Annotated in this window: 19 protein-coding genes; 4 read left to right on the top strand and 15 right to left on the bottom strand. The window is 65.2% G+C overall.

The window, feature by feature from the left end; genetic code table 11:
• Window positions 1-13 precede the first annotated feature (13 nt).
• The 11 genes from QZ964_RS17165 to ispH all read right to left on the bottom strand — a co-directional run bounded on the left by QZ964_RS17165 (window position 14) and on the right by ispH (window position 9,954).
• Complete coding sequence (locus QZ964_RS17165) at window positions 14-1,006, bottom strand: hypothetical protein (RefSeq protein WP_292533017.1); 993 nt, start codon at window positions 1,004-1,006, stop codon at window positions 14-16.
• A gap of 8 nt (window positions 1,007-1,014) precedes the next feature.
• Window positions 1,015-1,731, bottom strand: a complete 717-nt coding sequence (locus QZ964_RS17160; protein ID WP_292533016.1) for an aldolase/citrate lyase family protein — start codon at window positions 1,729-1,731, stop codon at window positions 1,015-1,017.
• Window positions 1,732-1,826: 95 nt separating this feature from the next.
• Window positions 1,827-2,126, bottom strand: coding sequence for a (2Fe-2S) ferredoxin domain-containing protein (locus tag QZ964_RS17155; protein ID WP_292533015.1), 300 nt, complete (start codon window positions 2,124-2,126; stop codon window positions 1,827-1,829).
• Window positions 2,127-2,930 carry an NAD kinase gene (locus tag QZ964_RS17150; protein ID WP_292533014.1) on the bottom strand — a complete coding sequence of 268 codons (804 nt, stop codon included), beginning with the start codon at window positions 2,928-2,930 and terminating at the stop codon, window positions 2,127-2,129.
• A 95-nt stretch (window positions 2,931-3,025) separates the two neighbouring features.
• On the bottom strand, window positions 3,026-3,949 hold the full coding sequence (locus tag QZ964_RS17145) for an ROK family protein (protein WP_292533013.1): 924 nt from the start codon (window positions 3,947-3,949) through the stop codon (window positions 3,026-3,028).
• On the bottom strand, window positions 3,946-4,728 hold the full coding sequence (locus tag QZ964_RS17140) for a pentapeptide repeat-containing protein (protein ID WP_292533012.1): 783 nt from the start codon (window positions 4,726-4,728) through the stop codon (window positions 3,946-3,948). Before QZ964_RS17140 ends, QZ964_RS17145 begins: the two co-directional genes overlap by 4 nt.
• A 26-nt stretch (window positions 4,729-4,754) precedes the next feature.
• Window positions 4,755-5,531, bottom strand: coding sequence for a hypothetical protein (locus QZ964_RS17135; RefSeq protein ID WP_292533010.1), 777 nt, complete (start codon window positions 5,529-5,531; stop codon window positions 4,755-4,757).
• 21 nt (window positions 5,532-5,552) lie between these two features.
• Window positions 5,553-7,304 (bottom strand): OmpA family protein, encoded by a 1,752-nt coding sequence (locus QZ964_RS17130; RefSeq protein WP_292533008.1) that lies wholly within the window; start codon window positions 7,302-7,304, stop codon window positions 5,553-5,555.
• Window positions 7,305-7,517: 213 nt separating this feature from the next.
• Window positions 7,518-7,994, bottom strand: a complete 477-nt coding sequence (gene rnhA, locus QZ964_RS17125; protein WP_292533006.1) for a ribonuclease HI — start codon at window positions 7,992-7,994, stop codon at window positions 7,518-7,520.
• Window positions 7,991-8,956: a homoserine kinase gene (thrB, locus tag QZ964_RS17120; protein WP_292533005.1), complete on the bottom strand. Its 966-nt coding sequence runs from the start codon at window positions 8,954-8,956 to the stop codon at window positions 7,991-7,993. The genes rnhA and thrB overlap by 4 nt, the downstream gene beginning before the upstream one ends.
• Before the next feature lie 29 nt (window positions 8,957-8,985).
• Entirely contained in the window at window positions 8,986-9,954 is a 969-nt protein-coding gene (ispH, locus tag QZ964_RS17115) for a 4-hydroxy-3-methylbut-2-enyl diphosphate reductase (protein WP_292533003.1), read from the bottom strand.
• A 298-nt stretch (window positions 9,955-10,252) separates the two neighbouring features.
• Here ispH and QZ964_RS17110 point away from each other — a divergent pair, with 298 nt between their 5' ends.
• Both QZ964_RS17110 and QZ964_RS17105 read left to right on the top strand, forming a co-directional pair.
• On the top strand, window positions 10,253-11,128 hold the full coding sequence (locus QZ964_RS17110) for a DUF937 domain-containing protein (protein WP_292533002.1): 876 nt from the start codon (window positions 10,253-10,255) through the stop codon (window positions 11,126-11,128).
• A gap of 201 nt (window positions 11,129-11,329) precedes the next feature.
• Complete coding sequence (locus QZ964_RS17105) at window positions 11,330-12,718, top strand: glutamate--cysteine ligase (protein WP_292533000.1); 1,389 nt, start codon at window positions 11,330-11,332, stop codon at window positions 12,716-12,718.
• Between the two features lie 11 nt (window positions 12,719-12,729).
• On the opposite strand, the gene QZ964_RS17100 is transcribed toward QZ964_RS17105, so the two are convergent.
• Together QZ964_RS17100 and QZ964_RS17095 are read right to left on the bottom strand one after the other, a co-directional pair.
• Window positions 12,730-13,047, bottom strand: a complete 318-nt coding sequence (locus QZ964_RS17100) for a hypothetical protein (protein WP_292532999.1) — start codon at window positions 13,045-13,047, stop codon at window positions 12,730-12,732.
• Window positions 13,048-13,292: 245 nt separating this feature from the next.
• The gene (locus tag QZ964_RS17095; RefSeq protein WP_292532998.1) at window positions 13,293-14,057 is read right to left on the bottom strand and encodes a 16S rRNA (uracil(1498)-N(3))-methyltransferase; all 765 of its coding nucleotides are present in this window, start codon (window positions 14,055-14,057) and stop codon (window positions 13,293-13,295) included.
• A gap of 141 nt (window positions 14,058-14,198) precedes the next feature.
• Between QZ964_RS17095 and QZ964_RS17090 the strand changes: the two genes are divergently transcribed.
• Window positions 14,199-14,660: a hypothetical protein gene (locus tag QZ964_RS17090; protein ID WP_292532996.1), complete on the top strand. Its 462-nt coding sequence runs from the start codon at window positions 14,199-14,201 to the stop codon at window positions 14,658-14,660.
• Window positions 14,657-15,613, top strand: coding sequence for a 4-hydroxybenzoate octaprenyltransferase (gene ubiA, locus QZ964_RS17085; RefSeq protein WP_292532995.1), 957 nt, complete (start codon window positions 14,657-14,659; stop codon window positions 15,611-15,613). Before QZ964_RS17090 ends, ubiA begins: the two co-directional genes overlap by 4 nt.
• 97 nt (window positions 15,614-15,710) lie before the next feature.
• Here the strand turns inward: ubiA and QZ964_RS17080 are convergent, their stop codons facing one another.
• Window positions 15,711-15,914, bottom strand: a complete 204-nt coding sequence (locus QZ964_RS17080) for a hypothetical protein (RefSeq protein WP_292532994.1) — start codon at window positions 15,912-15,914, stop codon at window positions 15,711-15,713.
• Between the two features lie 159 nt (window positions 15,915-16,073).
• Window positions 16,074-17,174, bottom strand: a complete 1,101-nt coding sequence (locus QZ964_RS17075; RefSeq protein WP_292533035.1) for an ABC transporter permease — start codon at window positions 17,172-17,174, stop codon at window positions 16,074-16,076.
• Between the last annotated feature and the right edge of the window lie 45 nt (window positions 17,175-17,219).

Genomic DNA, 17,219 nt, shown 5'->3' with positions numbered 1-17,219 from the left:
GCCGGGCGGCTTTTTATTGAGGATGTTCCTCGTCGGCGTGATTATGCGGCTGATCGCGGATCAGAATTTCGACGTCCGCGTCCTTGGTCGACTGCACGCGAAAGGTTCCCTGATAGGTTTTGCCCTCGTGGCGCGCGATGGCGACATATTCGCCTTCAGCCAGCACGAGCGACGGGAAGGCGCCGATCATTTCACGGATGACGTCGCCGCCGGGGGTCAGCACGGAGAAGCTCGTGTTGGCGAGCGCCTCGCCGCCCGGCTGTTTGACGAGCTTCAAGGTCATCGTCGCCGCGCGATGGCGCAGGGTCGCTTCGATCAGCTTGCCCGCAGGGACCTTGAGATCCGCCGTAACGACGGAATTGGTGTCGTTGGTCCCGCCCTGGGCGCCCTGGCCCGTATCGAGCAATTTCGACACGACATGATAGGCGCCCTCCGGGAGGCAGATCATCTCGTCCGACTTGGCGTTGGCGAGAATGAGCTTCGCTTCGGAATTGCCGCGTTCGGGCACATAAATCGAAATTGACAGCCGCTGCGCCGGAATCTGCGCGTCGCCCAGCTTGTCGATCAGCCTGAGCCCGCCGGCGTTCAGCGCGATCCGCTCGGACACATTGCCGCCTTCGATAGCGACGCGGCGGGTGACGCCCGCCAGGCCATAGGCGGCGTGAACGATGTAGGCGCCGTCCGGCAGTGGCAGAGTCGGGGCCGCCTCCTCGGATTGCGCCACAAGCTTATGCGAGCCGTCGGGCTGGGCGCGTTCCTCGAAGACGCGCCAGACGAGGCCCGAACGGACCGGCTGCGGATCGTTGGCCGCAAGCGTCGCGCTCAGCCGCAGCATCGACAGTTTCGCGGCTGGCTGCGGCGGTCCGGCAGATTCTGTAGCGCCATGCGGCGGACGGGGATGATGGGGCGCCTGCTGCTGCGCATGCGCCGGCGCCGAAACAACCGCCGCGCTCAAGAACGCCGCCGTGGCGACCCCGCCAAGCGCGCCCGATCTGACCTTGCTCATCGGTCTGTCTATGCCGGCGAATTCGGTTTTTGTCGATTCTCGCCCGCTGGGAAGATGTCGCGGATGGCCGCGACCTGCCCCGGATAAAGGGCCATCGCGCCGGTAAAGCCGTCGCGGCGAGCCGCCGCATAGGCGGCCTCTGCCCCGGTCTCGATGGGGGGCGCGAGGCCCGGAACGCCGGCCGAGGCCGCCGCCAGCACGACCATCGCCCGCGCCGTCTCGATGGCGGCGCCGGCGCCGTCGGCGAGGCGCATCGCGGCGCGCAGCCCCGCTTCGTCGAACGCCAGCGCCGCGAGACGCGGCGACGCGCCGACGAAGCTGCGCAGCGCCGGAATGCCGCCGGCGTCTGAGCCGACAAAGGCGCCGATCCTGGTCGCGCCGTCGGCGAGACCGGCCTGCGCCTCGCGCACGGCGAGCTTGACCGCCAGGCGCTGCAGCTTGGCGGCGCCGTCGCAGCAGGGCAGAAAAACGCCGTCCGGACCGGGTCCGAACAGCGCGTCGAGGTCAGCCTCGACGAGGTCGCTGTCGAGCGACGCGACTTCGACGAAGAGCGTCGGCGCCCCGCCCTTTCGCCGCGCCGTGTTGATAAGCGCGCCGGCGCGCGCGCGGGCGCCGCGCCGCGCGTCGTCTTCGGCGCAGGGACCAAGCCGCACCAGCAGCGCGTCGGCGTCGCACTCGAGCGCCGCGGCGAACTCCTGATCGCCGGCGTCGAAGTTAAGGATCAAACAGGCGCGCATGACATTGGGCGGCTTGGGGTGAACTTCGGCCCACTTCTATCATGCTCGCGCCGCGCTGGGTCCGCCGGCCCCCAGGCCGCTGATCAGTCCGCCGCCTCTATCGCTTCCAGAACGAAGTGCACCAGCTCGTCGGCCGACGCATAGCTGATCCATTTCCCCGATGGATAGACGACCGCGACCGGTCCGTGCTCGCACTGGCCGAGGCAGCCAGACTGCGACAGCCGCACGCCGTCGCGCTTGGAGAAGGGCAGCGCCTTCATCGCCTCCTTAGCCTTGGCCAGCGCCGCCTTGGCGTCGTGGTCCTCACAGGCCGGCTTGCCGTCGCGCTTGTTGACGCAGACGAAGATGTGGCGGCGGAACGGTTTGATCGCAGACGGGGGCATTCAATATCCGAATTGTTCGCGCAGGATCCGCTCTTCCAGCGAATGGCCGGGGTCGTGGAGCAGGATCAGCGCGGTTTCGTGGTCCATCTCAACGTCCACATAAGCAAGGTCGCGGAATTCGTCATGATCGGCGACGACGGAGACGGCGCGCTTACCCGCGTCCAGCACTTCGATGCGCACCTTGGCGGCGTCCGGTAGCAGAGCGCCATGCCAGCGCCGCGGGCGGAAGGCCGAGATCGGCGTTAGCGCCATCAGCGGCGCGTCGAGCGGCAGGATCGGGCCATTGGCGGAAAGATTATAAGCGGTGGAGCCGGCGGGCGTCGACACCAGCACGCCGTCAGTCACCAGCTCCGGCATACGTTCCTGGCCGTTGACCAGAATGCGCAGCTTGGCGATCTGCGAGGTCTGGCGCAGCAGCGATACCTCGTTGATGGCGTGGGCCGAAAACTCGTCGCCGCGCACATTGATGGCGTGCATCAGCAGCGGGTGGATGATCGAGGATTTGGCTTCGGCGATCCGCTTGCGCAACCCGCTCTCGCGATACTGATTCATCAGAAAGCCGACCGAGCCGCGGTTCATGCCGTAGATCGGCTTACCGGCGTCCATGAACCGATGCAGCGTACGCAGCATGAGGCCGTCGCCGCCGAGCGCGACGATGCAATCGGCCTCTTCAGGCGGGCAGTCGCCGTATTTTTCGACGAGGCGCTGTCGGGCTTCTTCCGCCTCCGGCGCGCCCGAGGCGAGAAAGGCCAGCTTGGCGAAGGGCTTCTTCCCGTTACTCGATTGCTCTCCGGCGGCGCCCATCGCAACTCCCCTCGCGTTCGTCCGCAGCCGCCACGACTCTTTTCGCATACACCGGCGCGCGGCCGGAGGGAACGGCGCCGGCGCGCCCGGCCCGCTCAGCCGGCCTCCCCGGCGCGCCACAACCACGCCGCGCCGCGCACGCCGCTTGAATCGCCATGCGCATTGGGCAGGATTTTCGTGTCGAAAGCGTCGGTGAAGGCGTTCTCCCCCACGCGCGCCGCAAGACCTTCATAGAGCCGCGAGATATTCGAAAGACCCCCGCCGAGCACGATCACGTCGGGATCGATCAGATCGACCACCATCGCCAGGGCCCGCGCCAGACGGTCCTGATAGCGCTCGAGGGTCTCGCGCGCGCCAGCGTCGCCCGCCGCCGCCAGCGCGGCGATTTCGGTCGCAGGCCGCCGCGCGCCCGAGCGCTGCTCATAGTCGCGCGATAGGCCCGCGCCGCAAAGAAACGTCTCGATGCAGCCTTTGTGTCCGCAAAAGCAGGGCGCGCCGGGATATTCCTGCGGGGTCATCCATGGCAGCGGCGTATGGCCCCATTCCCCGGCGACGCGATTGCGTCCCTCGACGATCCTGCCGTCGACGACCACGCCGCCGCCGACGCCGGTGCCGAGAATAACGCCGAAGACCACGCCGGCGCCGCGGCCGGCGCCGTCGACCGCCTCGGACAGCGCGAAACAATTGGCGTCGTTGGCGATTCGCACCGACCGTCCGAGCGCCTGCGCGAGATCGACGTCGAGCGGCTTGCCGTTGACGACGACGGTGTTGGAATTCTTCACCAGGCCGGTATGGGTCGAGACCGCGCCAGGCGCGCCGACGCCGACGACGCCGCGCCGTCCGATGTCGGATTCGAGGTCGCCGACGAGCTTCGCGACCGCCGCCACGATCGCGGTATAATCATGCGCGGGCGTCGCGATACGGCGGCGTGCGAGAGTTTCGCCGTCGGCGCCGAGCGCAATCGCCTCGATCTTGGCGCCGCCGAGATCGACGCCGATGCGCACAATATCGCACGTCATTTCATGCGGGCGCGATCGAGGTTCTGCGCGCCCGAGAGCGCAGCCCGGGCGGCGAAGTCGATCTCAGCGGAATCGAGGTCAAGCCCTTCGGTCTTCGCGCCGGTCCAGTTCGCGCCGGTGAAATCCGCGCCGGCGGCGTCGGCGCCCTTGAGATTTGCATTGGAGAAATCCGCGCGCATCGCTTTCGCAAAGCGAAGGTCGGCGCTTGCAAGATTGGCGTTGCGAAAACGCGCGCCTTCGAGCGCGGCCGAGCGCAGCACCGCGCGCATCAGGCCCATCGACTGGTTCTTCATGTCGGCGGAAAGATCAGCGTCGCTGAAATTGGCGCCGCGCGCCGAAGCGCCGGTGAGGTCTCCAGCGAGCCGCGCATGAGCGAAATCGGCGCCGTCGGCCCGCATCCGCTGCATTTGCGACGCGAAGGCGCGCACGCCTTTCAGCGATGCGCCGGAGAGGTCGGCTTCGATGAGCCACGCCTGATCGAGAATCGCATCGTCGAGCCGCGCCCCGGCGAGACGAGTCTTGTTCATGCGCGCCGCCCGAAAATCGACGCCATGCAGATCGAGTCCGGAAAGATCGAGCCCGTTGAGGCTTTTCTGCGAGAGATCGACCTTCCCGCTTTTGCGTTGCTTCAGCGCCGCTTCGACGTCGGCGCGCGTCAATTCAGCCTGGGAATAGGCCGGCTGCGCAAGATCGACGCCTTGCAGCATGTCCTGCGCGCGAAGGTCGGCGGCCGACAGGAACGCGACGCATATGAGGACGAAGCTTGGAACGTGACGCATACGCGCGAACTCGTCTCTCTCCGGCGCTACGCCGCGTCGGCGCTCCGATCGGCGCCGCCGCTCAGCGCTTGCGCCTGCTCGACCCAGCCGCTGCGCGTCACCCGGCCCGCCGCGCCGATCGACGATTCGATCCATTTGACGTTGTCGTCGCTCCAGGCGGCGATTTGATCATAGTGGAAAACGCCGAGGGCGTGCAGCTTCTCGACGCTCTTCGGTCCGAGCCCTTTGATCTTGGCGAGATCGTCAGCCGCGCCGCCGCGCGGCGCGGGAAGCGTCGCGGGACGCGACGCAGCGGCCTTACCGCCGCTTGGTGCGCGCATTTGCGCGGCTTTTTCGTTCAACGCCTTGGCGGCCGAGGCCGCCGCCGCCAACGCTGGCTCGACGCTCATATGCGATACGGGCTCAGCCGTCGCGGCGCTGTCTCCTAACGGTTCTGGCGAGGGCGCGACGACAGGTTCAAGGATTTCAGCCGTTGCGCTGCGAAGCACGACAATCGGCCGCTTGGCCGCCTGCGCTGGCGCAGCCGCCTGTGCGCTCTTGAGCGCGCCGCCGATCGGCAGACCGATGAGATAGGCGACGGCGGCGACAAGGAATATGTCCAACGTCAGCGCGGCGCGGCCCTCAACGAGCCCGAACCAGGACCCGGCGGCGGCGCCCGCAAGCGCCACAGCGATCGCGACAATGTTCCAGCCGGGCGCAGCAGGCGAGTCTTTCGCCTGCGAGGTCGTGGCAAAGCCGACAAGCGCGCCAAGCGCGAAAGCGGCGGCGAACCAGGGCCAGCCGAGCGTCAGCAAATACGCCATCTGCTTTCTCCTTCTCTGACGCTACTTGACGACGATTTCGACGCGACGATTGCGCGCGCGATTTTCGTCGCTGTCATTGGGAGCGATCGAACGCTCGCCGCCATAGCCGACGGACGTTACTCTGAACGGGTCGACGCCGGCTTTCAAAAGACGATCGACGATCGCCTGGGCGCGACGCTTGCTGCGTCCCATGTTGACTTCCGCGATGCCGACATTGTCGGTGTGCGCCGCGACTTCGAGCGACGCTCCCTGACAGCGCAGCGCCGTCGCGGCGATCGCATCGATGAGCGGCGCGGATTCAGGCGCGATCGTCGAATCGTCCGACGCGAAGACGATCGGCGATTTGGCGATCAGCCGGGACAGCGCCGCGCCGCATTCGCGAGCGTCGAGCGGCGCGCCGACGATGCGCGTCGAGAGTTGCGCGTCGCCGCGGAAGCTTTGCGGAAGCCCCTCGCCGAATGCCGCTCCGATATCGGCGCGCGCGTTCTGATGACGCGCGACGCCAGCGAGCGAGACCGTCGAGTCGCTGATCGAAAGCTTGCCTTCGTCGAGCCGCGCGAGCGCGGCGAGCGCATGATCCGTCGCCTCCGCAAAATTCTGCGGCGCGCCCTTCGCGATGACGAGGCGATCAATGACCGTAGCGTCGAAAAAACTCCTGCGCGCGGTTTCGACGAGACGATTGCGGACGGTCTCATCCGGCGCGTAGCCCGAGAGCGTCACTTCTCCCCCGGCGCGCTGCGCGTCAAAGACATAAGGCGCGACCGGACCCGCCATGACGTCGAGGCGCGCAATCTCGAATCTCGATGGCAGGCGCGCTTTGGCGTCGGTCTGAATCGTCGCGCCCAATATGTTTTCGCGTCCCTGCCCTTCGATAAAAATCTTGCCGTCGGACACGACGACCTTGCCTTGCGACAGCTTGCCGAGTTGGCTCACGGCGAATGCGAGCGCGCCGGCGAAGTCTCCTTCCGGCGCGCCGGCGCCAAGCTGAGTAGCGTCGCTGACCGCAGCTCCGGCGCCCGCCGAAGCCGCCATCGCGACGACCTGTTTGCGCAGATCATCGCTCGGCAGGTGGCCTGACAGGCTGACTATGCCGTCGCGCAACGCCGCGGAAAACACATAAGGCGAAACGCGCGGCGGCGACACCGCGGCCTTTATGGCGGCCGCGTCGAACGGCGGCGTCTTGAGCGCGGCGAGCGCCTTGTCGTAATCGGCCGCACTGCGCGCCTCGCCTGCAACTGAGAGCGTGGCGTCGGTGATCGTCGTCGTTGCAGGGTCGAGTTCGGCGAGTCGGCGGACGGCGAAAGAGGCGAGATCGGCGAAGGATTGCGGCGCGCCGTCGGCGTAGGCGGCGGCGTCGCTCACTTCCAGACCTAAGGCGGCGATCTCTTCGCGCAGCCTTTCGCGCGCGCCTGTCGGCGGGACGTTGCCCGAAATCGTGGCCTTGCCGCCGTGACGTTCGAGTCGCAGCACGAAGGGGGTTGCGCGCGACAGCGGCTCGGTCGCGTCGACGATTCGTCGGGCGGGGGTTTCGACTCCCAACGCCGTCAGGAGACGGGCTTTCACATCGGGCGACAGCGAAATGCCGGCGAGAATCACGTCGCGGCCAGCGACGCGCACCTGCGGTCTGTCGATCGCGTCAGGTGATTTTGCGGTGCGGGAAAGGATCATGGCGCGCAGATCGTCCTCCATCGGACCGGTCAGCGCATGCTGAGCAAAATAGGCTAGTCCCGTAAGGACCGGCAGCCCAATCCACCATTTCTTGGGAAGGTGCATCGACGTCTTGCCCTCGACCAAAGAGAGAATCAGCGAAGACGCGCTTTACTCAACCGCACATGGCTCCTTTGCGCGGCGTCATGTCAATATGATGGCCAACAGCTCAATCGAATTTCCAAAGCAAAATGGGGAACGCGGCCGCGCCGCGCTCCCCAAAGGCGAAGAAGAGTCCTGGTCGACTATGAGATAGGGTTTGTCAGCGCGTCGACAAGGCTATTTCAATGAAGCGCGCGCGCTTGCCGTCGGGCCGCCGGGGATGAAAGGCGCCATGCCGGCGCGCGCCAATTCGTCGGCGCGCTCGTTCATGTCATGGCCCGAATGACCCTTGACCCAATGCCAGTCGACGGCATGCCGTTCCGCCGCAGCTTCCAGCCTTTGCCATAGATCGACGTTTTTTACCGGCTTCCGATCGGCGGTGCGCCAGCCGCGCGCCTTCCAGCCGGCGATCCATGAAGTGATCCCGCCGCGCAAATATTGCGAATCAGTGTGGAGATCGACCGCGCAAGGCCGCGTCAGAGTTTCGAGCGCCATGATCGCCGCCGTCAACTCCATGCGGTTGTTCGTGGTGAGCGGCTCACCGCCGTTGATCTCTCTTTCGCGATCGCCAAAGCGCAGAATCGCGCCCCAGCCGCCAGGCCCCGGATTGCCCGAGCAGGCGCCGTCGGTCCAGATCTCGACGCCGAGCGTCATGAACCTACTCCGTAGACGCGCGCATCGGCCGCGGACTGGTGAAACCGGAGCTTGGCGAGATATTCGCGCGGATCCTTGGGACGCACCAGCGCGCCCGCCGGCACGTTGAGCCAGTCGACGTAGCGGGTCAGCAGAAAGCGCAGCGCGGCGCCGCGCGCGAGCATGGGAAAGGCATCGATCTCGGCGACGGAGAGTGGCCGAATCCGCTGATAGGCGTCGAGCAGCGCCGCGCCTTTCTCGCGCTGATAGCGATGCTCGGCGTCGAAGCACCAGGCATTAAGACAGATCGCGAGATCGTAGGCGTAGGCGTCGGTGCAGGCGAAGTAGAAGTCGATCAGTCCCGAGATGCGCTCGCCCAGAAAGAAAACATTGTCCGGGAACAGATCGGCGTGGATCACGCCGCTCGGCAGACCGCGCGGCCAGTTGCGCTCAAGATGATCCAGCTCCGCGTCGACGAGCGCACGCAGCCCCGTCGCGACCTCGTCAGCGCGCGACGCGCAGGTCGCAAAAAGCGGCCGCCACCCCTCCACCGAAAGCGCGTTGCCGCGCCGCTGCGCGAAATCCGCGCCGGCGAGGTGCAGCCGCGCCAGCGTCGCGCCGAGCGCGGCGCAGTGGGCGGCCTCGGGGTGGTGCACGGAATAGCCGTCGAGGAAGGTGATGATCGCGGCGGGGCGGCCGGCGAGGCGACCCAGCGCTCCGCCGGCGCGGTCTCGCACCGGCAGCGGGCAGGTGACGCCGCGCGCGGCGAGATGTTCCATCAGGTTCAGGAAGAACGGCAGATCGGCTTCCGCGACTCTTTTCTCATAAAGCGTGAGGATGAAGCTGCCGGCGCCGGTGTGGAGATAGTAGTTGGAGTTTTCGACGCCCTCGGCGATGCCTTTGCAGGACAACAGTTCCCCGAGGTCATAGGTCGACAGAAAAGCGATCAGCTCCTCATCATCAACCAGCGTGTAGACGGCCATGCGCGCCGACCGTTCACTGCAGGCCGCCCTCAGGCGATCGCCCGCAGCTCCTTTGGCAGGGGGAAGGAGACGTTCTCGTCGGCGCTCGAGATGGTTTCGACGACAATGTCGTAGCGCTCGGCGAACGCGTCCATGATCTCCTCGACCAGAACCTCGGGCGCGGAGGCGCCGGCGGTAATGCCGAGCGACGATATGCTGCCAAAAATCTCCCAGTCGATCTCTTTCCGGCCCTGCACGAGCTGCGCCGGCGCGCCGGCGCGCTCCGCCACTTCGCGCAGCCGCTGCGAGTTGGAGGAATTCGGCGAACCGACGACGATCACCGCGTCGACGTAGGGCGCAACCTCCTTGACCGCAGCCTGGCGGTTTGTCGTCGCATAGCAGATGTCTTCCTTGTGCGGGCCGATGATCTTTGGAAAGCGCCGCATCAGCGCGTTGACGATCCCTTGCGAGTCGTCGACCGACAGCGTGGTTTGCGTCACATAAGCCAGATTGGATTCATCGTCGAATTTAAGTCGATCGATGTCTTCGACGGACTCGACCAACACCACCGCGCCTTCCGGAAGCTGCCCCATGGTGCCAACGACTTCCGGATGGCCGGAATGTCCGACGAGCAACACCCGACGGCCGCGCCGCCAATGAATTTCCGCCTCCCGATGCACTTTCGTGACAAGCGGACAGGTCGCATCGATCGCGAGAAGGCCTCGCTCGGCAGCCGCGGCGGAGACCTCCTTGGCGACGCCATGCGCCGAAAAAATCACCGGCGCGTCGGTGTTCGGAATCTCGTCGAGCTCCTCGACAAAAATCGCGCCCTTGGCCTTGAGCGACTCGACGACATAGCGATTGTGGACGATTTCGTGCCGCACATAGACAGGCGGACCGAACTTGGCCAGAGCCCGCTCGACGGCGTCGATCGCGCGCACGACGCCCGCGCAAAATCCCCGCGGAGAACACAAGAGTATTTTGAGCGGCGGTTTCGTGGGCCGAGAGTGAACGTTCATCTTCGCGCCTTTGGCAGAGGCGGCGCGAGGCGGCGAGTCGCTCAAGCGCCAAACGCGGCCATCCAGATTCCCGGGCTGAACGCCGGCAAGCAATGTCGCGCATGCGCGACGGTGTCAAGCCGCCCGCGACGCGCGGGTCGGCGGCGACAGACCCATCCGCTAGCAAGGCCAACGCTTTGCAAAACGGGCTGCGCCTCGAACGGTTTGCCTGACGCGCCGCCGATTGGCGGCGACGCCGGTCTGTGACACCATGATGGCGGGCCCAGCATCCCGGGCCCGATCGAACGGAGCTGCGCGCATGTCGTATCTCGACGAGATTTTGCAGTCGGCGCAAGGCGGCCAGCTGGTCGCCAATCTGGCTCAACGCTATGGCCTCACGGAAGAACAGATGGACGGCGCCGTCAGGGCGCTCGCCCCCGCGCTGGAAGTCGGGTTGAGCAACGCCGCCGAAAAGCCGCTGCTGTTCGAAAGGCTTTTAGGCGACATCGCGTCTCCCGGACGCTTGGCCGCCTTTGACGAGCCTGGCGCCGCTCATGACGCGGACACTGTCGCGCAGTCGCGGCAGCTGCTCGACGATCTCTTCGGCTCTCCGGCCGCGGCCGGACAGGTGGTGCAGGTCGCGGCCCGAGAGTCGGGGCTGCGTCCCGATATTCTTTCGCAGCTCCTGCCGGTGCTCGCCTCGGTTCTCATCGGCGGATTGTTCAAGAATGTGAGCAACCGCGGACTCGGGGGCGTTTTAGGTCAGCTCGTCAATTCCGGCGCGCTCGGCTCGATCCTCGAACAAATGCTCGGCGGGGCGCGCGCGCCGCAGCCCGAACCCACGCCCATGCCGACGCCGCGAGGCGGGGGAATGGGCGGCGGTCCGCTGGGCGGAATTCTGGGATCGATTCTGGGATCGCTGCTCGGCGGCGGCCGCCGTCCGGCGCCCGGCCCCTACGGCGGACCGATGGGCGATCCGGCCGGCGGCGGCCATAGCCGCGGCGGCCCGCTTGACCTCGACCCGAATCGAAGCGGCTCGCCCGGGCTGCCGGACGACTTGGATCAAGCATCGCTCCAGCAGGCGATCGAGGACATTAAGAAGACGCTGCAGATCGGCCGCGCCAGCGGGGGCGAAACCGCAGGCCCGCGCTCGGATTTCGAAAGCATCATCGGCCAGATGTTCGGCAAACGCTGAGCGAGATGGCCCCGTCATCGGCGCCCGGCCAAGCGCGCCCGGGCCGGCGGCTGGTCGCTATGAGTCGCCCGTCCCCGCCGGCGCGGCCAAGGCTTGCGCAGCGCCGGCTTTCCTGCAATCCAGTCGGCGCGAATCCTCGACGGCGCGAGGCGCGTCCGCGCTGCGTTCGCGCCCTCCTCGAACACGGACAATTTCCCATAGATGGCTCGCGACGTTTCCGACACGACGCCGATCACGTCGCGCAACATGTTGGTCGAATGGCTGGAAGCCGGCTGCAAGACCGGCGGCGCGCCGCTGCGCATCGGCACCGAGCACGAGAAAATTCCATTCTATACGGCCGACGATGCGCCTGTCCCCTATGAGGGCTCGGCCGGCCGCGGCGGCATACGCGCGCTGCTTGAGGGCTTGCGCGACACGCTCGGCTGGGCGCCCATTCTCGACCGCGACGCGCTGATCGGCCTCTATCAGCCGGATGGCGGCGGCGCGATTTCGCTCGAACCCGGCGGACAGTTCGAACTGTCCGGGGCGCCGCTCCCTGACGTTCACGCGACGCAGGACGAACTCGACGCGCATTTTGCGGCGCTCGCGCCGGTGGCGCGCGCGCTCGGGATTCGTTTCCTCGATCTGGGCGCAAGCCCAAAATGGTCGCGCGCGGAAACGCCGGCGATGCCCAAGCAACGCTACGCGATCATGCAAGCTTATATGCCGAAAGTCGGCGTGCACGGGCTTGACATGATGTTTCGCACCGCGACCGTGCAGGTCAACGTCGACTTCGTAGATGAAGCCGACATGGTTCAAAAAATGCGGGTCGGCCTCGCATTGCAGCCGCTGATCACAGCGATTTTCGCTAACTCACCGTTTCTCGACGGCAAGCCGACCGGCCGGCTTTCGCAGAGGTCGTACATCTGGCTCGATACCGATCCCGACCGCACCGGCATGCTGCCTTTCGCCTTCGAACCTGGCTTCGGCTTCGAGCGATATGTCGACTATGCGCTTGACGTGCCGATGTATTTCGTCAAGCGCGGCGACGTCTATTACGACGTCGCGGGCGCCAGCTTTCGCGATTTGATGCAGGGGCGCCTCCTGCAATTGCCCGGCGAGCGCGCCACAATGTCGGACTGGGCTAATCATCTCTCGACGATTTTTCCGGAAGTGAGACTAAAGACCTATCTTGAAATGCGCGGCGCGGATGCCGGCCCTCGCAGCCATTTCACCGCCCTCCCCGCGCTCTGCGCCGGTCTGCTCTACGATCCCGGCGCGCTCGATCAGGCGGGCGAACTCATTAAGGGTTGGAGCGCCGCATCCCGCCAGGCGCTGCGCAACGACGTTCCCGCGCTGGCGCTCGACACGACAATCGAGGGCCGCAGTCTGCGCGAGATCGGGCGCGACGTTCTGGCCCTGGCCAAACGCGGATTGCGCCGGCGCGCCCGTCTCGACGCCCAGGGGCGCGACGAGAGCGTCTTTCTCGCGCCGCTGGAAGCAATTCTCGAAGATGGGCGCACTTTGGCGCAGCAGCGGCTGGACGCCTATAACAGCGGCTGGGGACGATCGATCGACGCCGCCTTCACGAGTTGCGTTCTGCCGCTATAAACAGGAAGCGCTTAGCGCGGGAAGAGGTCGTGCAGTCCGAACGGAGCCATTGGGAGCAATGAGGAACGCGCGGCGGCATGCCGCATGCCGTCGCGCGGCATTTCAGCGTAGCCCATCGGCGCGACTGGGGTTCTCGGCATGGCGACTCGGACGTGACCGCCGAGTCGAACGCAGCCATTCGATCCGGCGACCGCAACATAGTCGGCGCCATAACGCGCGCATTGGCTAATATTCTCGGCGCGAACCGGCGTGACAGCGAGCGTGGTGAGCGCGATAACGCCAATAAAGCGCCCCGGAAACAGACGGCTTGTGATGTCTAAGGTCGTCATATTTTTTTGGCCTTACCTCCGAAGTTCGCGCATGCGCGCGAGATTTCAGGAGCCTTGCAATCCCGACCAAGTCTCTCGATACGCAATCGTTACGCCGGCGGCGGCGTTGGGCCTCTCGCCTCGAAACGACGCTCCGCCAACTAGAGCCAAACATCGTGGCAGGATCGTGTCTTTGACGCCATTGGGCGAAGCCTGCCGGCGTCAATCGAGAAGTACGCTTTATTTTCCATTTATTTATTTTTTGTTTAGACGTCGGGCGACGCCGGCGATCGCCAATCGCCAATCGCGGCCTGTACGATCGTCAAAGCTGCGACCGCGGCGGTGTCCGCGCGAAGCACGCGCGGTCCAAGCGAGAGACAAACGACGTTCGGCAAACGTGCGATCGCCGCCCGTTCGGCGTCGTCGAAGCCGCCTTCCGGTCCGATGAGCACGCTCACGCCCGCTCGGGCCGTGCGATCGGCGAGCGCATCCAGCGGATTGGCGAGGGCGGCGCGCTCATCGCAAAAAACGAGCAGCCGCTGCGCCGGCAATCGGGCCAGAAAGTCAGGCAATTCGATTGCGTCTGCGACTTCGGGCACGGCCAGCACGCCGCATTGCTCGGCGGCCTCGATGACATTGGATTGAAGCCGCGCCGAGTTGAGGCGGCGAATCTGGGTGCGATGCGTGATCACCGGAACGAGCCGGCCGGCGCCCATTTCAGTGGCCTTCTGCGCCATATAATCGAGCCGCGCCTGCTTTAAGGGAGCGAAGCAATAGTCGAGGTCAGCGCGTTCGGGCTGGACGCGTAGGCGCTGCGCAACGCGCAACCTCGCCGACCGACGCGCAACGTCAAACAGCGTCGCACGAAATTCCCCGTCGCGGCCGTTGAACAAGTGTATCGCGGCGCCCTCGCGCATGCGCAGGACATTAAGCAGATAATTTAACGCCTCAGCTGAAGGCGCAAGTTCGACGCCCGGCGCGAGTTCGTCGCCAACGAACAGGCGCTGAGCGGCAAAATCGTATGCTTGCACAATCGCTTCCCAGCGGAGGCGCGAGCGCGACGCGCGCTTGCCATGAAGCCGCCGCTTTGTTGCGGACAGGTTGGCCAAAACTTGCGTCGCCGGCAAGCCTGCTGGTAATGCTGCAATCATGATGAACGGACCACAAGCCTGATGAGCGGACCAAGAGACATGATCATCGGCGCTATCGTTTTTCCGCGCGCGCTCGCGCGACTCTCATTCTTGGCAATGCTGCTCGCGGCAAACGGCGCGCAGGCGCAAAGCTGTCAGGAAGACTTTCAGAAGCTCACCGCAAAGCGCATGGCCGGCATTGAGGCGCTTAACAACATCGGCAAGGCGGGCAAAGGCAAGATGGATCCTGAAGCCGCCTGCCCTGCCGCGCGCCGCCTCGTCGCCATCGAAACCGAGATGATGAATTACCTGGCCAAGAACAAAGAGTGGTGCAACATCCCGGACCATGTCGTCGACGGCTTCAAGGAAGCGCGCGGCAAGACCCAGGGCTTTGCCTCGCAGGCCTGCGACGCTGCAGCCAAGGTGAAGCAGATGCGCGATCAGGCGGCCGCTGGAGGCGGCGGCATGATGGCGCCGCCGAAGTTGCCTGCCGGACCGCTGTGAGCATAAGACGGAGCGGCGATTCGTCAGCAGCGGCCGAGCTGCCCGACGCGATCGCCGATCACGCGTTGTTGCGCCGCGCGCCCCCGGCGCTATTGCCTTTTATCCAGCTCGCGCGTCTCGACCGGCCGATTGGCTGGTGGCTGCTGCTGCTGCCCTGCTGGGAATCCAGCGCGCTTGCTTCCGTCGCGCTGCGCGACGGCCCGAATCTCTGGCATCTGACCCTGTTCTTCGTAGGGGCCGTCGCCATGCGCGGCGCGGGCTCGACCTATAACGACTATGTCGATCGCGACATTGACGGAAAGGTCGAGCGCACGCGTCTGCGACCGCTCGCCAGCGGAAGGGCGACGACGCGCGCCGCGCTCGGCTTTCTTGTCGCTCAATGCCTCGTCGGGCTCGCCGTGCTTCTGTCGTTCAACGGGCTTACGATTGCTCTCGGGCTGATCTCTCCGCTGATCGTGCTGATCTATCCTTTCGCCAAGCGATTCACCTCTTGGCCGCAGGCGATTCTCGGATTGGCCTTCGCCTATGGCGCGCTGCTCGGCTGGACGGCCCGCACGGACGCGCTCGGCGCGCCGGCGCTTTTTCTTTATGCCGCAGCGGTCGCATGGACCATCGGCTTCGATACGATTTACGCGCTTCAGGACCTGCGCGACGACGCGATCGTCGGCGTGCGCTCCACGGCGCGACTGTTCGGTCCACGCGTCCAAATGGCGGTCGGCGCGCTCTACGCCGTGTCCGCAGCAAGCGCCGCCTTCGCCGTTTTTCTGGCGGGCGGCGGATGGCTGGCCTATCTCGGCGTCGTCGCCTATGCGTCGCATCTCGCCTGGCAGACCGCGCGGATGGGAGCGGACGTGGCGCCCGAAACCGCCCTCCGCCTCTTCCGTTCGAATCGTGATGCCGGGCTGCTGCTGTTCGCAGGATTCCTGGCGCAGAGCGCGGCGTTTCTCTTCTGACCGCTTTCGTCTGGCGACCATCTAAGACGGCCGCTCCGGCGCCGTCGCCGAACCATATTCATTTCGGCGCTGCTGACTTAGCGCGTCGCGGCCGGCTCTATTTTTCGAGTTCTTTTTTTCGATCGATGCAGGAATCGATCTCCTTCTTGTCCAGCTCCCAGTAAGAGCCGCCGCACAGCGCCTGATAGCGGCTGCTGACGAAAAAGGACCAGACGTAATAGCCGGTCAGCAGCACTGCGGCGAGCGTGGCGATCTTCATGATGAGGTTGAACCGCCCTTCGGGATCTTCCGTGTCAGACATTTTTGTCTCCCCGCCCATGTTAGGCTGTCAAAAAAATCGGCCGTCAACATCAGATCACGCTGCATTTGGGCGGAATAGCCCAAATGCAGATGACATGAACCAAAAAAGCAAGAGCGCGCGTCGCACGAAAAGCCGGCTTCATTTTCCGAGAGCCGCGCTCTAGTCCAACGTCTGTCGGAAACGCATCACCGCGAGGCTCATCGCGACAAGCGTGAAAGCCACGAGCGCGCCGGCGTCGACGGCGAGATCGCCGAAGGTCGAGCCCTTCAACATCACCGAGCGCACGATGCGCAGATAATGGGTGAGCGGCATCGCCTCTCCGACATATTGCGCCCACTTCGGCATGCCGTAAAAAGGAAAAAGGAAGCCCGACAGAAGCATGCTCGGCAGAAAGAAGAAAAAGGTCATTTGCATCGCCTGCAGCTGATTGACCGCGACCGTCGAGAACGTATAGCCGACGGAGAGGTTGGCGACGATAAAAAGCAGAGTCAGCGTGGAGAGGGTAAGAAGCGAGCCGACCAGGGGCACCTGAAACAGCAGCGATGCGACGATGAGAATGGTGGCCATCTGGACGGCGCCGACGACCACATAGGGCGCGATTTTTCCGAGCATGATCTCGACCGGGAGTATCGGCATGGCGAGCAACGCCTCCATCGTTCCCCGTTCGATTTCCCGCGTCACCGACATCGCCGTATACATCAGCATTGTCATGGTCAAAATCGTCCCGATCAGTCCAGGGACAATATTGCGGCGCGTCTCTCCCGCCGGATTGTAACGCCGATGCACGCGGATCTCGTAAGGCGCCGCTTTTTGCGCGAGTGAGGCGAGCGGTCCGATCAACTCCCGGTCGAGCGCCTGATTTGCGGCGCCGAGCGCGGCGGCGACCGCGCCCGAGGTCGCCGTCGGATCGGTCGCATCGGCGATGAGCAGCAGCGCCGGCTTTTCGCCGCGAACGAGCTGGCGAGAAAAATCGGGCGGAATTTGAATGACGAATTGCACCTTGTTCGAAAGGATCAATTTGTCGGCGTCAGCTTCGCCCCGCGCGACATATTTGATGTTGAAGTAATCAGTGGCGCGCAGGGCGCCGATCAGCGCGCGCGCGATCGGGCTGTCGTCGCCCGTCAGCACGGCGGTCGGCAGATGTTTGGGATCGGTGTTGATCGCATATCCAAAAAGCATCAGCTGAATGAGCGGAATGCCGACGATCATCGCGAATGTCGGCCTGTCGCGACGAAGTTGGATGAATTCCTTGACGAACATGGCGAGAAAGCGCTGCCAGGATTGCGCAAGCGCGCCGCGACGCGG

It is taken from the genome of Methylocystis sp., from assembly GCF_021731785.1.
Taxonomy (GTDB): Bacteria; Pseudomonadota; Alphaproteobacteria; order Rhizobiales; family Beijerinckiaceae; genus Methylocystis.
This window is presented reverse-complemented; position numbering and strand designations above follow the sequence as displayed.

Coding starts and splice junctions, on each gene's coding strand:
- QZ964_RS17165 (WP_292533017.1), bottom strand. CDS start 1,006: ATGAGCAAGGTCAGATCGGGCGCGCTTGGCGGGGTCGCCACGGCGGCG.
- QZ964_RS17155 (WP_292533015.1), bottom strand. CDS start 2,126: ATGCCCCCGTCTGCGATCAAACCGTTCCGCCGCCACATCTTCGTCTGC.
- QZ964_RS17150 (WP_292533014.1), bottom strand. CDS start 2,930: ATGGGCGCCGCCGGAGAGCAATCGAGTAACGGGAAGAAGCCCTTCGCC.
- QZ964_RS17145 (WP_292533013.1), bottom strand. CDS start 3,949: ATGACGTGCGATATTGTGCGCATCGGCGTCGATCTCGGCGGCGCCAAG.
- QZ964_RS17140 (WP_292533012.1), bottom strand. CDS start 4,728: ATGCGTCACGTTCCAAGCTTCGTCCTCATATGCGTCGCGTTCCTGTCG.
- QZ964_RS17135 (WP_292533010.1), bottom strand. CDS start 5,531: ATGGCGTATTTGCTGACGCTCGGCTGGCCCTGGTTCGCCGCCGCTTTC.
- QZ964_RS17130 (WP_292533008.1), bottom strand. CDS start 7,304: ATGCACCTTCCCAAGAAATGGTGGATTGGGCTGCCGGTCCTTACGGGA.
- rnhA (WP_292533006.1), bottom strand. CDS start 7,994: ATGACGCTCGGCGTCGAGATCTGGACCGACGGCGCCTGCTCGGGCAAT.
- thrB (WP_292533005.1), bottom strand. CDS start 8,956: ATGGCCGTCTACACGCTGGTTGATGATGAGGAGCTGATCGCTTTTCTG.
- ispH (WP_292533003.1), bottom strand. CDS start 9,954: ATGAACGTTCACTCTCGGCCCACGAAACCGCCGCTCAAAATACTCTTG.
- QZ964_RS17110 (WP_292533002.1), top strand. CDS start 10,253: ATGTCGTATCTCGACGAGATTTTGCAGTCGGCGCAAGGCGGCCAGCTG.
- QZ964_RS17105 (WP_292533000.1), top strand. CDS start 11,330: ATGGCTCGCGACGTTTCCGACACGACGCCGATCACGTCGCGCAACATG.
- QZ964_RS17100 (WP_292532999.1), bottom strand. CDS start 13,047: ATGACGACCTTAGACATCACAAGCCGTCTGTTTCCGGGGCGCTTTATT.
- QZ964_RS17090 (WP_292532996.1), top strand. CDS start 14,199: ATGAGCGGACCAAGAGACATGATCATCGGCGCTATCGTTTTTCCGCGC.
- QZ964_RS17080 (WP_292532994.1), bottom strand. CDS start 15,914: ATGTCTGACACGGAAGATCCCGAAGGGCGGTTCAACCTCATCATGAAG.
- QZ964_RS17075 (WP_292533035.1), bottom strand. CDS start 17,174: ATGTTCGTCAAGGAATTCATCCAACTTCGTCGCGACAGGCCGACATTC.